This window comes from Amycolatopsis orientalis (genome assembly GCF_000943515.2).
Lineage (GTDB): Bacteria > Actinomycetota > Actinomycetes > Mycobacteriales > Pseudonocardiaceae > Amycolatopsis > Amycolatopsis orientalis.
Genome location: NZ_CP016174.1, coordinates 2,287,444 through 2,302,132, shown reverse-complemented (window position 1 = coordinate 2,302,132; position 14,689 = coordinate 2,287,444). Strand labels below are relative to the sequence as shown.

16 protein-coding genes and 1 pseudogene are annotated in these 14,689 nt (G+C 66.3%); 9 read left to right on the top strand and 8 right to left on the bottom strand.

The features are described 5' to 3' along the window. Positions 1-46 precede the first annotated feature (46 nt). From SD37_RS42535 to SD37_RS10375, 3 genes are all read right to left on the bottom strand, one after another. Positions 47-679, bottom strand: coding sequence for a hypothetical protein (locus SD37_RS42535; protein ID WP_145926577.1), 633 nt, complete (start codon positions 677-679; stop codon positions 47-49). Between the two features lie 39 nt (positions 680-718). Next, a complete protein-coding gene (locus tag SD37_RS10380) occupies positions 719-1,615 on the bottom strand; it encodes a nuclear transport factor 2 family protein (protein ID WP_044851014.1) in 897 nt (298 codons plus the stop codon). Between the two features lie 65 nt (positions 1,616-1,680). Next, a complete protein-coding gene (locus SD37_RS10375; RefSeq protein WP_044851013.1) occupies positions 1,681-2,715 on the bottom strand; it encodes an alcohol dehydrogenase catalytic domain-containing protein in 1,035 nt (344 codons plus the stop codon). A 288-nt stretch (positions 2,716-3,003) separates the two neighbouring features. Here SD37_RS10375 and SD37_RS43655 point away from each other — a divergent pair, with 288 nt between their 5' ends. The 9 genes from SD37_RS43655 (at position 3,004) to SD37_RS10330 (ending at position 11,216) form a co-directional block, all read left to right on the top strand. Further along, complete coding sequence (locus SD37_RS43655; RefSeq protein WP_236725325.1) at positions 3,004-3,375, top strand: hypothetical protein; 372 nt, start codon at positions 3,004-3,006, stop codon at positions 3,373-3,375. Between the two features lie 344 nt (positions 3,376-3,719). After that, entirely contained in the window at positions 3,720-4,265 is a 546-nt protein-coding gene (locus SD37_RS10365; protein WP_044851012.1) for a hypothetical protein, read from the top strand. A 131-nt stretch (positions 4,266-4,396) separates the two neighbouring features. Next, a complete protein-coding gene (locus tag SD37_RS10360) occupies positions 4,397-5,005 on the top strand; it encodes a hypothetical protein (RefSeq protein WP_236725324.1) in 609 nt (202 codons plus the stop codon). Continuing rightward, on the top strand, positions 5,005-6,123 hold the full coding sequence (locus SD37_RS10355; protein WP_044851011.1) for a C40 family peptidase: 1,119 nt from the start codon (positions 5,005-5,007) through the stop codon (positions 6,121-6,123). The genes SD37_RS10360 and SD37_RS10355 overlap by 1 nt, the downstream gene beginning before the upstream one ends. Next, positions 6,116-6,880, top strand: a complete 765-nt coding sequence (locus SD37_RS10350) for a hypothetical protein (protein ID WP_044851010.1) — start codon at positions 6,116-6,118, stop codon at positions 6,878-6,880. Before SD37_RS10355 ends, SD37_RS10350 begins: the two co-directional genes overlap by 8 nt. 44 nt (positions 6,881-6,924) lie before the next feature. Then, positions 6,925-7,179: a hypothetical protein gene (locus SD37_RS10345; protein WP_236725323.1), complete on the top strand. Its 255-nt coding sequence runs from the start codon at positions 6,925-6,927 to the stop codon at positions 7,177-7,179. A 10-nt stretch (positions 7,180-7,189) separates the two neighbouring features. Next, complete coding sequence (locus tag SD37_RS10340) at positions 7,190-8,314, top strand: hypothetical protein (protein WP_044851008.1); 1,125 nt, start codon at positions 7,190-7,192, stop codon at positions 8,312-8,314. Then, positions 8,314-9,786, top strand: coding sequence for an SCO6880 family protein (locus tag SD37_RS10335; protein ID WP_044851007.1), 1,473 nt, complete (start codon positions 8,314-8,316; stop codon positions 9,784-9,786). The genes SD37_RS10340 and SD37_RS10335 overlap by 1 nt, the downstream gene beginning before the upstream one ends. Beyond that, positions 9,783-11,216, top strand: coding sequence for a protein containing ATP/GTP-binding site motif A (locus SD37_RS10330; protein WP_044851006.1), 1,434 nt, complete (start codon positions 9,783-9,785; stop codon positions 11,214-11,216). Before SD37_RS10335 ends, SD37_RS10330 begins: the two co-directional genes overlap by 4 nt. Positions 11,217-11,644: 428 nt before the next feature. On the opposite strand, the pseudogene SD37_RS42530 reads toward SD37_RS10330, so the two are convergent. The 5 genes and pseudogenes from SD37_RS42530 to SD37_RS10310 form a co-directional block, all read right to left on the bottom strand. Next, positions 11,645-11,794: pseudogene (locus tag SD37_RS42530) on the bottom strand (IS1380 family transposase); the annotation flags it as partial. Between the two features lie 5 nt (positions 11,795-11,799). Then, complete coding sequence (locus SD37_RS10325; protein WP_145926576.1) at positions 11,800-12,372, bottom strand: hypothetical protein; 573 nt, start codon at positions 12,370-12,372, stop codon at positions 11,800-11,802. 130 nt (positions 12,373-12,502) lie between these two features. Then, a complete protein-coding gene (locus SD37_RS10320) occupies positions 12,503-12,955 on the bottom strand; it encodes an SsgA family sporulation/cell division regulator (protein WP_052674872.1) in 453 nt (150 codons plus the stop codon). Positions 12,956-13,053: 98 nt separating this feature from the next. Continuing rightward, on the bottom strand, positions 13,054-13,464 hold the full coding sequence (locus SD37_RS10315; RefSeq protein WP_044851005.1) for a cold shock domain-containing protein: 411 nt from the start codon (positions 13,462-13,464) through the stop codon (positions 13,054-13,056). Between the two features lie 241 nt (positions 13,465-13,705). Further along, positions 13,706-14,656, bottom strand: coding sequence for an LLM class F420-dependent oxidoreductase (locus tag SD37_RS10310; protein ID WP_044851004.1), 951 nt, complete (start codon positions 14,654-14,656; stop codon positions 13,706-13,708). Positions 14,657-14,689: the final 33 nt, after the last annotated feature.

Here is a 14,689-nt window from a genome sequence, read left to right as displayed (position 1 = left end):
AGGAATCGACAGCGGTATCGAGAAGGGGGGTAGCTCCAGCGGATCGTCAGAGAGTGCGGACGCCAGCTGTTTCGTCGGAAAGACGAGCGCCATGCCGGCGGCGGACCCGAGTTTGATCGCGTCTCTTCTGTTCAACACGTCGATCACCTTCAGGGGAGGGGGTAGGGAGCCATAGGCGCAGGGGCGCCGCGCCGACGAGAGCGAGTACGAAGGAGTACTGCAGTACTGTGATCGCGGCGGACAACGTGTTGCCCGGGGAAATGGCGTTGCCGACGGTCAGCTTCGCCAGGGGAATCGTGGCCGACGCGGTGAAGACGGCGGACATCGCCGCGAAGATCAGCACGGCCGGGATACGTCCCGCCGCCCACCGCCGGGCGGCCGCGCCGGCGAGCAGCACGTTCGCCGTCGTCACGTGTGCGGCGAGCAAGGTGATGCCGAAGAGGTTGGGGACCGCTCGCGCGGCGATGGCGGGAGGCGGGGTGAGCGCCCCGTCCAGACCGGCATGATGTCCGGTGCCCGCGGACGGGGAAGACGACGGGCTCGGTGTGATGTCCAGATACGACGCCCAATCCCGGATCACCCAGGCCATGACCGCCGCGAGCACGATCGCGAACAGGACGAGCGGTGTGACGGGCCGGGAAACAGGTGACGCGGGCCGGGCCGTGATCTCACGTCGCACGAAAGCACCTCCCTGGCCCGCGTCACAACAGCCGGCGGTTCAGTACATCGTGTGTGGATTGGCCGATGTCGCGGGGATTTCTTCCCCGGTTGCCCAGTGCTCCACCAACTTCCCGTCGCGGACGCGGAGCAGGTCGAAACTGACACTGTTCTCGATGTCGAACAGTTTCTCGATGTGGACGATGAGCGCTACCAGATCATGCTCGGCGACGACGATCTTGACGTTGGCCCGGTATTCCGGCTGCACGGCGAACGCGTCATGGATGAACTGGTCCAACGCGGCTTTACCGTTCGGGACATTGGGATAATGCTGGTAGTAGGTGTTGTCGCCGATAAGGCGATCGAGCGCCTGCCGTCGGATTTCGTCGTTCGGCTGGTTGATGATCTCCGCGAAGGCAGCCCGCCCGGCACGTTCGCTTTCAGCGTCCGTGGCCAGCGGCAGCGGCCTGGAAATCCTGGGCGAGCTGAGCGTGGAGAACATGTCGTTGCCGATACCCGGCGGCCGGACGGCTTCGTTGGCCTCCCAGTGCTCGGCGATCTTTCCGTCGCTCAACCGGAAGACGTTGACCTTGGAGATACCGGGATCACCGGCCTTCGACACGAAATGGCTATGCGCCACGACGAGATCGCCTTGGGCCACTGTCCGCTTCACGGAGAACCGGAGATCCGGGTTCCGGTCCCGCAGGCCCGCGTGGTACTGGCGGAAGGCGGCCCGGCCGTCGGCGATCTTGGGATAGTGCTGGATGAGATCGGGACGCACGATCTTGTCGAGGTGGCCCAGGTTGCCGCGGTTCAGCGCGGCGAAGAAACCGAGGATGATCGTCCTGTTCATCGCTTCCTTGAAGCTGGTGGACGAGCCCTGCTGATGCTGCCGTGGCGCGGAAGCCGCGGCCGTGGCGAAGGCGGGCACCATCGCGATGGAGAGAATGATCACCATCGCGATTTGTGAGAATCTTCTGGATCGATGGATCTTTGTCGGCATCTGATCACACTCCCAGTCGGTTACGGCCGTACCAGTACTTTGGTGGCTGCACGCGCGTTCATCGCTTCGTAGCCGGACTCGATGTCGTCCAGGGACACCGACTTGTCGAAGATCGAGCCGGGATTCAGGCTTCCCGCCAGTACTTTTTCGACGAGATCCGGAAGATACGCCCTCACCGGTGTCAGACCGCCGGTGAGAGTGATGCCCCGGAGGAAGACCGGTGAGACGTCGACCATCGGCGGTGCGCCCATCACGCAGACGACCCCGCCGTCCCGGCAGAGCGCGAACGCCGTGGTCTGCGCCTGCGGGCTGCCGCCGCATTCCACCACCACGTCGGCGCCGATTCCTTGGGTGGCCGCACGGACGAAATCGACGGATTCCGCCACGCCTTCGGTTCCGGCGGCCAGCAAGGTATCGGTCGCACCGAATTTCTCACCTCTACGCAGCCGGTCTTCGTGTCTTCCCACCAGGATGATCCGGCCTGCCTCGGCCTCTCTCGCCGCGAGTACGGCACACAACCCGACCGGGCCGTCACCGAGGACGGCGACCGACGAACCCGGTGCGACCCTGCCCGTCCGGATGGCGTGGAGCCCGGTGGCCATCGTGTCGGTGAGGGCGAGCAGGGAGGGCAGTCGTTCGTCGTTCCGGTCCACCGGCACCGTCACCAGATTGGCGTCGGCGAACGGCACCCGGACCGCTTCGGCCTGGCCTCCGTCACCGTCCACGCCGAACATGCCGCCCGAGGCGCAGGCGCTGTACAATCCGGTCCGGCAGGTCGGGCAGGTGCCGTCGGCGAAATTGAACGGCGCGACGACCAGCGCTCCGGGGCGCAGGGTGGAGACGTCGAAGCCGGCATCCTCGACCACACCGACGAACTCGTGTCCGCATCGAGGGCCTTGAACGGGCCCGGGAAGCCCTCGATAGCCGTGGAGATCGGTGCCGCAGATACCGGCGGCGACCACTCGGACGACGGCGTCCCCGGGTTCCCGGAGTGTCGCGTCGGGGACTGTTTCCACGGTCAGCCGATGCTTCCCGTGTAGGACGGCAGCCTTCATGAGGACACCTCTCTGCGGCCCGCGGCGACCGAAACCGGCTCTCCCGGCTCGGGTCACCAGACCGTCCATCACAGCTGCCCTCAAGGCAATACAGTCTGCGATTCCGGCTGTCTGTTCGGGCATCATCGTTGGCTATTTTTCCCCGGCCCCGTTCTTTTCGGCCGCCATCCGAGTCGATTGTGGTAGTTTTCATTTCTTTTCATTGATCCAGATCTCCGGATCAATGAACCAGACTGGAATTCCACTGAACGGCGGTCGCGTACGCGCTGCCCGCCGCGCGAAAATACGATGTTCGCCGATGGCGAGTACCAGTCGAACCTATGCGCGGACGGTTACGAAGAAGCGGGGGAAATAGTGTTTTCAGAGGGGGATGAGGAAGGCCGGTGGCTCGACCCGGCGGGCGGCGTACTCAGGCCGGGCTTGGAACTGGCGGGTTGGCTCGATCTCTACGTGGACTGGCTCCTGCAGTCCGGCGCCGACACCGACGGCACGCGTGCCTGGGAGGAGCGTGTGGATCTCATGATGGGCCTCTCGAACGCCGCCGAGGCCCTCCGTGCGTCGGAACGCTGCGACCACGAATCCGCCGACCGATCGCTGCGTTCGGCTCTCGCGCTCATGCGAGGAATCGACCTCGACCGATTCGCCCTGTCCGTTTACTGACACGAGGTTACCTACGTGGGCGGCAGTTGATTCCCACGCCCGTTCCGTGAAGGACTCCTTGAGGGACTCTGGGTCCCTCAAGGAGTCCTTCACGGATTCGATGATCACCACAGGTGGCACACAAGCACCAGCAGTCACAACGGCTACGCATGAGCCGATGGGCCGCAGTCGTGAGTGGTAATGACGGTTAGAACGACACTTACCACTCACGACCAGGCATCGCACCGCGAAGCAGGATGAAAAACGCTCGGTGAAGGCGCTCGGTCGGGCAGCCTTCCTTGCCGGAAGTCACGGATTATTCCAGGTTTGCTGTGCGAAATATGCGCGCGCAGTACACAGGAGACATGTCAGCCGGCGACGTCACAGCAGCGCATCCTGCGAGGATCGACCGCGTTCTCGATGCCCAGCATCCGTACTTCTACCTCAGCGAGAACACCACGTTGATCAATCCCAGGCTCTCCACGTGGACCGGGATGGTCACCGCGGCGAGTGGGAAGCTGAAGCTCCAGGTGCCTTGGACGGCGAAGCAGGTCCGGGTCGTCACTGAGATCTGTGATGGCGGACCCGAAGAGCTGATCGAGCATTACGACGACGTCATCGAGTTCGGCTACCGGTCCGCGACCGGATCGGCCGCGGTGCTGGATTGGTCTCAAACCCTGATGAGCCCAGTGGACCTGCCGGGGCCTGGCGACTACTGCCTTCGCTATCACGTGCGGGACTTGTCCCGGGAAAGCGAAGAAGCCGGAATCGAGCGGGGCCCGATGGCGGAAGCGCTGGTCCAACTCTGGCCATCGAAGCTCAGCGAGAAGAAGGAACTGCGGATCACCGGGACCTTCGGCAATTTCTGGCATCCCGGGAGCAGGCTGAGGAGCGTCTGGGATGGCCTATAGCGCCTGTCGCTGCCCGGGCACACCCCGGCGGTGAGCAGTTCGGACATAAACAGCGGACTTCGCTGGCCTTGGTCCGGGACCACTCCACAGACTGGTTTCACTGGCCCGAGCGGACTCCGGAGGTGAATATGATGCGTGCCGCGTCGTCCGTGCTCTTGCTCGTCGCCCTGGCCGGCACGGCATGCGGGACCACCGCCCCGTCCGGTGGAACGCCTCCGGAAACCCGATCGTCCACCGTGACCGAGCGGATCCCGGTCGGCTCGGTGGCGCCACGGACGCCGGTAGCGACCCCTCCCACCCCGGTGCCCCCGTTGCCGAGCGCCGAAAGCCCTCGTCCGGACGCCGCCACGCTCTTCGCCGATCCCGCGGCCGTGAGCGCCGAATGGCTACGGCAGTGGTGCACGCTCGACTGGCGTGAGCCGATGAACGCGAATCTCGATCGTGCGGCGCGGTACCAGACTCCGGCCGCGGCCAAGGATGACCGACGGGCCGGCGACAACGAGGACACCTACCGGAGCGTGCGGGAACAACAGCTGAGCAGCGGTTGCGACGAGGTGACCGCGACGGCGAGCCCGGAAGCTCCGCAAAGCGCCAACGTGGCTTATCTGGTGCTTTCGGCCCGGCGCGTCAATTCTTCGGCGGGTGTCGCCTTCGAAAGTGAGCAGGTCCGTTCGGTGCGCCGGGTCCTCCGGCAGACCGACGGCCGCTGGCTGGTCGACATCCGGGTGGAGGCGGGCTGATGCGCCTCAAAGCCTTGTTCGCCGTCGTGGTGCTCCTCGTGGGCGGCCTGCTTCTGGTTCTTCCCCGCCCGGAGAAGGCGGAGGCGTTGAGCTGCACCGGTGCGGCTCCGCCGTCGGCGCAGCCCACGCCGGGGGAAGCCGCCGCCCCCGACCTCGCCCTCCCCCAGCTCGAGGTGGTCAAGAGCATTGTCGCAACCGCGAAGGGGATGGCGATCACGCGGCGCGGTGTCGTGATCGCCCTGCAGATCGCCAGGCAGGAATCCCGGTTCGAGGCGGACGTGGTCGTCGGCCGCGCGACCGGCGCCTTCCAGCAGATCGCCCCGGGACCGGGCAACGCCTACACCGGTTACGACCGGAAGAACGCCGGCATGGCGGCGAAGGGCTTCTTCACCGTGCTGCTCGACCGGGTACCGGGTTACGACACCGACTCCCGATCCAACGCCGACATCGGCCAGGTGGTCCAGGCCAGTGGCGCCGGCGCGAGCAAGTACGAGCCGTGGCAGCCGCTGGCGGAATCCTTGGCGAACGTACTCTACGACGGCACCACGGCGATGACCTGCGAAACCGGCCGAAGCGGACCGACGGCGGTGCGGGCCAACGGCGTCGACGTCGAACTGCCACCGGGCGCGGGCCTGACCGGAACGGTCAAGGCGCCGACCCCGGAAGCGGCACGGGTGCTCGCCGCCGCCCTTTCCTGGCTGGGAACGCCGTACGCCTGGGGTGGCGGGACGGCGGCCGGGCCCTCCCGCGGCATTCGCGACGGCGGTGTCGCCGACGCGAACGGCGATTTCGCCAAGGTGGGCTTCGACTGCAGCGGCCTCATGCTCTATTCCTACGCCCAGGTCGGCGTCTCCCTGCCGAGGACGTCGCGTGAGCAGCATGCCGGGGGCGGGGCCGTCGTGCCATGGGCCTCGGCCCTGCCCGGGGATCTGGTGTTCTACGGCGGCGTAGTGCACCACGTGGCGTTGTTCCTCGGTGTCGTCGACGGCGTCCCCTACATGGTCGAAGCGCCGCAGAGCGGCGACGTCGTCAAGGTCTCCCCGGTGCGCACCGGCGGGGACTTCCGGGCGGAAGTCGTCCGGCCCATTTCAGGAGGAGGGGCTGATCAGCATGTCTGAGCACCCGCCGGGCTACGAAGCCGAACAACCCGTCGACCTGAGCAAGCCGGTCGCCTACCGGCCGCCTCCCGTCCCGGAGCCGCCCACGCCTGCCCGCCGACCGGAAGGGCGCAAGGAAAAGCAGAAGAAGGCGCCTGCGGAGGCGGCACCGGCCGCACCCGAAGCCGTTTACGGGCTCGTCACGGTCGCCAACGTCCAGCCCCGGACGTTCAAGAGCACCGTCGCCCGTAAGCTGCACGCCGGTCTCGAACCCCGCCATGTCAACGTGCGGCTGTGGAACGGTGTCGGCTCGGTCCGGCTCGACGGCCTCGTCGTCGCAGACATGCCCGCCGACCCGCACGGCACCGACTGGCGAAGGCAGAGCTGGACCGCCGACCAACTGGTGATCCCCGTTCCCGACGACCTCCACGCGGCCAGGGCGGCGTGGTGGATGCTCGACCGGCTGGAGGCCGAAGGCCGCCCCGACCTGGTGAGCACGGCGATCGTCGTCGGCATCCAGACCGGCGCACACCGGATGCTCGGCCGGAAGATCGCCAAGACGTTCGCGGCGCGGACGGCGGAGGTCGTCCGCGTCAAACTGCCCGGCGGGGTCGTTCCCGCCGACGACGAAGCACGGTGGGAACCCCTGGTTTCCGTCGTGTCCCGCGCACTCAAACAACTCTCCTCACGAAGCCGCCCCACACAGCTCTCGCTGAGGACCCCGAATCAGATCGTCCACCTCGACAGCCGACTTCACGGGAAGGCCGCGAACCAATGATCCTGCACTTTCTCGCGCAGTCGCCGAACCCCTTCGAAGGTATCGTGCCCAATTTCGACGTCTTCGGCGTCGACTTCAACGCCGCCTGGAAGAAGCTGCTCGGCGGCGCTTGGGGGCTGGCGTTCGTCGTGGTCGCCTTCGGCACGATCCGGGCAACGCTGGAACTTCAGTCCGCGAAGCGGCACGGATATCACACGTCGGTCGCCGAACACGCGGCCTCGCTCAAGCGCTCGGTGATCGGACTCGCCGTGCTGGCGAGCCTGGGACTGATCTTCGGCGCGATCCTGTCCGTCTTCTGAGAGGCATGAGATGCCTGGAATCGACGGCCACGGTTCTCTCGCGGAGTTCGTCCCCGAACCGTCAACCCCGCTCGACGACCTCGCGAACGCGGTACACGCCTCCGCGTTCGACCTCGTCAAACAGGTACTGAACGGCTTGGGGGAACAAGGGAACGTAAATCCGGCCGCACCGGGTTTCCTGACCCAGTACGCCGCCGCGGCCGGCCTCGGCCTGATCGTCATGGCCTTCGCCGCCATTTTCGCGATTTTCCACGGCCTGCGCCGAGGCGGACGCGAAGACCTGCGCGAGTCCCTGTTCAAGTATCTGCCGCTCGCCGTGTCGCTGATCGTGTTCTTCCCCGCCATCGGGGTGTTGGTGTCCAACGTCGCGAACGCGGCCACCGAGGGGATCACCGGCTGGGGCGCCACCACGATCGGCCAGAGCGGTGACCGGGTGGAGAAACTGGCCGGGATCACCGCGGACAAGCTCCCGGGCGGCGCGTTCGTGGGTTTGGTCGTTTCGCTGTTGATAGTCGCCGGCGCGCTCGGCATCTTCCTCATCCTCGCTGTGGAGAAGATCGGCTTGCCGGTCGCCGGGATCATCGCCGGGATCGGCTGGGGCATGCTGGTGCATCCGACGTGGCGGCCGAAGGCCCTGCGGGTGCCCGCTCTCTGGCTCGGTCTCATTTTCGCGAAACCACTGCTGTTCCTGCTGCTCGCCGCAGCGTTCGGTGCCTTCGGAACGGCCGAGGGGGATCCTGCGGGCGTGCCGGGCCTGATCCAGCTCTGTCTGCTGGCCGTCGCCCTCATCGTGTCGAGCGTGGCGCCCTTGCTGATCCTGCGCAGGCTTCCGGCGAGGCGATCCGGGGGGACCGCACGTTCGGCAGCGCGGCCTTCGGCTCCGGTCGGGGTGCGTGAATCGGTGTCCGTGTCCTTGGAACGAGGTCCGACGCTCTTGCCGCCGTCGCTCGACCCTCATCCGATGCGAGCGCGTTCCATCGAGCAGGCCTACGAACAACGGCAACACGAACGGCGAAGTTCGCAGCGTGATCGGGGGCAGGCCGAGCGACGGCAGAACGCGCCCACGACATCGGGTCACCTCGAAGCGGACACCCACACCGAGAAAATCTCGTCTCCACACCTGGGGCGTGGCTGATGCGTACTTCGATTCTGGGCGGGGAGGTCGCCGGTCGCGGCCTGCTGGGCAAAGTGGACGGTCGCACCGGTGCCGCCCTCGGTGCGACCGGGTTGCTGGCCGGCTTGCTGTGGCTGGGGATCGGCGGCGTCGCGGGCACCATCGCGGGCATCGCGGTCCTCCTCGTCGGCGTCATCGTGCTGTACCCGTGGAACGGGCAGCGGTCCGTCGCGACGGGCTGGGTCCGCCGGTGGCGTTTCCTGGTGCGGCGCCGCCGCGGGGTCACGGCCTTCACCGCCGAACCCGACGGCGAGCGGGCGATCCTGCCACCTCCACTCGGCCGCGTGGCGCCGCTGGACCTCGGCGGGACACCACACGAGGACATGTTCATCCTGCGGCATTCCAATCCCGGGGAGACCCCGTACCTTTCCGTGGTGATGGAGGTCGACGGGCAGCCGCAGGGACTGCGCACCGTCGCCGAGTTCGAAGCGGCCTCGGCCCGGTACGGCGTGATGCTGTCCCAGCTGGCCAGGGACGGCTCCTTCCTCCGCGGTCTCCAGCAGATCAACCGGATCCTGCCCCATGACCCGGCGCGCCACCGCGCCTTCGTCGCGGCCAGGGTCTCCGAACGGCCGGGGATCGAGGCCCTCGTCAAGTCCTACGAGGACCTGATCGATCTCACCGCGCACACCGCCGAACAGCATCGGAACTACCTGGTGGCCCGGTTCCCGCTGAACGGCGAGTTCGCCGCGGCCGCCCGCCGGCATGGACAAGGCGAGACGGGCTGGGCCGGACTCGTCCGTGAGGAACTGGCCAGGCTCGCCGATCTGGTGAGCCGGGCGGATCTGGTGCGGCCGCGGGTGTTGGGCGAACAGCGCACCTGCGCGGTCCTGCGATCGATGCAGGATCCGGCGTTCCCGGTAGATCAGCACGAGGGGATCCGCTGGAACAACTGCTGGCAGGACTATCGCGCCGATCGCGGGCATATGACGGTGAACGGCCGCTGGCTGCATCGGGTGGCCGTGGTGCCCAGGGACGGCATCGGCGCAGTGCCGCTCGGCCCGCATTGGCTCGCGCCGCTGCTGGTCGAGGTCAACCCGGCGGTGATCCGGACCCTCAGCGTGCGGATGGAGTTCGTGCCGGCGCGGATCGCCAGGGCGCGAGCCGTTCGTGACGTCACCGTCGACGGGGCCAGCAGGCACAACGCCGCGGAGAAGGGGCAGATCGGTGACGGTACCGACGAACTGCTGCTGTCCGCGTCGCGGCGACGACTCGACGATCTCTCACCCGGCAGCGGTCACCACGGCGTCGACTGGTCCATGTCCCTCTCGGTCACCGCTTCCGACGAGGGGGAACTGGCGAGGGCGTCCACTCGGGTCGGCAACGCCGCGGCCAACTGCGCGATCGGCAGACTGGAATGGCAGGACACTTGGCACGACGCGGCGGCGATCACCACTTATCCGCTCGCACGGGGAATGGCGGTGTCCAGATGACGGTACGGACGACGGCGGGCGCGCCCGGTGTCCCGGCGGCACCACAGGCGCCACACCCGGTGGCCGAGCCGGAGCCGCGGCGGAAGAACCGCCGCGAACCGCGCCGCGCCCGCTGGCTGGACCGGGCGGGCTGGTACGAACCCCGCGAGGCCGGCGCGCGCTCGACGACACGGCAGGCAGAAGCTCTGAACCTGGCTCTCTCCTCACCGCCGACGACGCATCGAGGATTGATCCTCGGCACCGACCGGCTCTCCGGCCAGCTGGTGTGCCACGATCCTTTCATCGCCTACGACGACAAGCTGGTCTCGGCCCCCAACGTCGCGGTCATCGGCGACGTCGGCAAGGGCAAGAGCTCCCTGCTCAAAACGTGGGGAACACTGCGTCAGCTCCTGCTCTCCGGACGGCGTGTGGTCGTACTCGACAAGAAGACCCAAGCGGGACAAGGTGAATACACCCGCCTCGCCCGCGCCGTCGGCGCTCCGTCGATCCGGTTCACCATGGACGGCACCGGAAGCAAGCTGAACCTGCTCGACCCGGTCATCTCACTCGGCGACACGCGTGAGGGTGGTAAGCAGACGGGCCGTCCCACCGGGCAGATGATGCTGCTTCGTGCCGTCCTCGCCGAGGCACTCGGCCGCGAGGTGAGCGAACGGGAAGGCAAGGCCCTGCGGATCGCGCTGTTCGCCGCGACCGGTGACGCGCGGGAACGCGACCGGGTGCCGGTGATCGGCGACGTCGTCCACCATCTGATCAGACCCGCCGCCGAAGCCGCGAAGAACATCGGCATCCCCGTCTCCGAACTGCGCGAATGGGGTTTCGACCCAGCCTTTGCACTGGAACGCATGATCGAGGAGGACCTGGCCGGGCTGGTGGACGGGGAAACCTCGCCCGACGTCCAGCTCGATCACCCCAGCGGCCTGGTCCACTTCGACATCTCCGCGCTCCCCGTCGAGGGGCCGGCCCTCCGGATCGTGATGACGGTGATCAACACCTGGCAGACGAACATGCTCGCGCAGCGTTCACAGCAGCTGATGCAGACGGTGAACATCGTGGAGGAAGGCTGGCACGTCGCGGAGGGCGCGCTCGGAAAGGTGTTTCAGCGCAATACGAAACTCGCGCGCGGTCTCGGCCTGGCGACGATGGCGGGCTTCCACCACGTATCGGATCTGCCCGCGGAATCCGCCGCCCGTTCGCTGCTGCAGGAAGCCGAGACGGTGTTCATCTTCGGACAGTCGTTGCGCAGCGACGCGCTGGCCTGCGTCGACCTGTACGACCTGCCGGCGGGGACCGAGGACACCATCATGGGACTCGGCCGGGGAACTTTCCTGGCCAAGATCGGCTCCGAAGCGCCGCTACTCGTCCAGCACATCCGCTCGCCGGCCGAGATCCAGCTCACCGAAACCGATGACGCGATGACCGGCCGGCGATAGGACCGTGGCGCAAACGCCAGGGACTCTATAGAGGGTAAGGCAACGAGCGTCGGGAACGGCCGGAACGGTCGCCGCTTCCGCATCGAACTGTCGTCTGTGATCGCCAACGACGAACTGCTCCGCTCGGGCGAGAGCCCGGCGTCGTCGGCGAGCCGACGCGTTCGCGGTGGCCGTGGGAAGTGGTCGCCTGAACCGACGGCACGCCGTCCGGCCCGGGTTTGAGCACAGCGACACCCTCGTCGCTCGGAACATCGCGTCGATGGGGCGAGGAGCCAGGACTGCTGGGCCGGTAGTTCGGATTCGGATGGCAACGGCTTGGGTCGCCCGCCTCGTCGACGATCCAGACTTCCAGGACCACCCGTGACGGCAGGTCCTGCGGGTCTTCATCCATCTTGACCTCGGGGTCGATTCGATGCAGCGTCCGATCACCATGAGGGCGAGCATCTGCATCCAAGCGGTTCGTTCTGTAGCGAGGCGAACAATTTCGAGCCAGATCCGGTTGGCGTCGAACCCGTGCAGGGACAGGTTGCGCAGTCCGGTGTCTTGGCGGTGCGGATGCGGTCCTCACAGCGAAAGCGCGAGGCTAGCTACTGAGCCACTGCGCGTTCATGGCTGCACCGTGTTCGCTCGTGATGCGGATCACTCGATCTGCCGAGGCGGGCGCCGACCAGATGGTGATCTCGATGTACTCGACCGGCTCCTCAGTATCCTCCTCGTCTTCCCCCTCGTCGTCCTGGTCACGGCCCCGTGCGGCGTAGCGCACCCGGTACTCGCCCGCAGCGAGATCGAGAAGATACGAGTCGCCGTCACCCCACTCGACCAGGGACGTTTCTTCCCCGGCCTGGTAGGAAACCTCGACTACGTCTTCCCAAGAGTCGTCAAGATCAGGTTCAGCGTCGGTCACGACGACGCGGGCGCCGATGGTCCCGTATTGCGTACCGGTGTCGAAATAGAGCAGGCCTCTCACAGCAGCCCCGCATAGGCCACTGGACTGGCCGGCGAAAGTTCGTTTGACGTTGTCAAAGGCCGCACCGTAGGCGTCGGCTGCTTGCTCGTCGGTCCAGATGTAGAACTGGCCGTAGTCGATCTGCAGCTCACCCTCGTAGAGTGTGCGCATTATGCAGTACCTCTCTATCTCCTGAGCGACGAACTTCAACAGGCTCGCATGCACCCTGAATGTGAAGCACCCTGATACCGACGCGCGTCCTGTCGGTTAAGATGCCGTGAGGCTGCTCCAGGAACTAGGATTTCCTGGAGCAGCCTCACAATCTCGATCGAGCGCTCACTCAGCCCGAAACGAGGCGGTGCAACTCGAAATCGAAATCGATCCAAAGGAATTCTTCGCCGTGGGGTACCACGGCGTGACTGCAGTCCAGCATGTCCTTCAGATCCTCCGCGCCGACCGTGAAGCAGGCCGCGCCGTCCGGGGTCTTCAGATCGATCTGCACCCGCTGGGGGTCAGCGAGCGACGGGCCGACGCGGACATCGCCTTCCCCCGCGGGGGCGAGCAGACCGGCCGCCAGGAGTTCACGGGAGAACAGCCAGTCGATTTCGTTCGGGGTGCCACGCAGGAAGCATGCCTTGATCGCGAACGGATCGCTGGTGGCGTAACTGAGTTCGACGTCGACGGGCACGTGGTCGACATCCGAAACCGCTCGCACGAACACCACATCGTGACTGTGTGTCACATGTTTGATCGCGGCGTTCTCGGACATCGATGGGCTTACTTCGTTGGTCATGGTTCCAGTGTTGCCGCCGAGACTTCATTTCCGCTCAACAGGTCTCGTGCTCGGCTCCAGCGAGGATCCGGCGCCCCAGGGCAACCGGACACCTCCGGTCAGTCGCTGACCCAGCCATGACTCAGCGCCAGTGCGATGAAGCCTTGCCGGATCTCGACGATCTGCTGCCCGGTCAGCATCGGCGCGCCGAGCAGCAGCATTTCGGTGACCTCCTCACGAAGGTCCTGAGCGGTCAGCACGTCGTGGTCACCATCCACGCCGGCAGGCTTTTGTTCAGTGCGAACGCGAACTTCCTGGTTGCCTCGGTCGACCAGCGTGACGTCCGACGCCTTCAACCCGCGAGGTCCCTCTTCGGTGGTGAACCGGACCTGTACCCCGGCCGCGAGACGACGCTTGTCGAAAGTCAGATCGTTCACATGCAGGAAGACATCGTCTTCCCCGCTGTCCGGCGCTACGAAACCGTAGCCCCTCAGCTCGTCGTAGCGGACCACTTTACCGGTCATCAACATGGAGGACTCCCCTGACTTTCTTCACATAGCAGGCATGCGGGTTGCTGCACGCCGTGTTCACTCCGACACTATCTCACCAAACCGGTATTATCGGCGTTGGCAGGCTTGACCGCACCCCAACTCGGGTGCTTCCGGTCTGAAATCGTGTCCGAAATCCCTTTGCCGCGAAGGCCGTCATGCGCGGGATCGAGTTCATCGAGGTGCACCGGCGACACGTATCGGAAGCGCCGCGGGAATTTCGTCAGCCCGGCCCCAACCTCCGGACCTGACCGACCGGACAGTCCCCGGTGGGAATCAACGCGATGATCGGCGTCGAAAGTCCGTTGTCGACATAGGACTGGACACGTTCGCGGCAGAATTCCGGCGTGCCGTGAACGACGAGGTCGTCCACCGCCTCGTCCGGGATCAGCTCCATGGCCTTGCGCCGATCACCGAGCTTCCAGGCGTCGTGCATCGGTTTGAGGTCCGGACCCCGGCCGAGCCATTCGTGGAAGGCGGCATAGACGGGAACGGTCAGGTAACCCGTGATGAGTCTCCGGCCGAGCCGACGCGCCAGGGCCTTGTCCTCGGTGGGACAAACGAAGATCCTGGCTGCCAGCTCGAGTTCGGGGCCGACTTGTTCGCGGATGCGGGGCACGTCACCGGGTGCGAGCCAGTTGGTGATCGCGCAATCGGCCTCCCTGGCGGCCAACCGCAGCATCTCCGGTTTCAGGGCGGCGAGCGCTATTTCCGGTGGCGGATCGACAGGGTGCTCCAAGCGGAACTCACTGATCGAGAAGGTCTCATAGGCTTCGCTGACCTTCTCGCCCGCCAAGGCGGCCCGCAAGAACCGCAGAGTGTCCCGGACCCGGCGGAGCGGAGCCACGTACTCCGTGGCGTTCCATTTCCGCACGATCACCTCGGACGACGCACCGATTCCCAGGACGAACCGGCCCGGCGCGAGGCCCGCCAGCGTGGCCGCGTTCATCGCCAGGAGGGCCGGACCGCGGGTGTACACCGGAGCGACCGCGGTACCCAGCCGTAACCGCGGTGCCCATTGGGATGCCAGCGCCAGGGGCGTGAACGCGTCGGTACCCGCCTTCTCGGACGTCCAGACGTCGGTGTATCCCCAATCCGGAAGCTCTTCGACGATCTTCCGGTGCTCCGCGAGAGGTACGCCGGGCAAAGGGATGGTGAGACCCCACCGTTTCATGCTCTCCTCGAGTTCCGCCGACTTTCGGCGTCG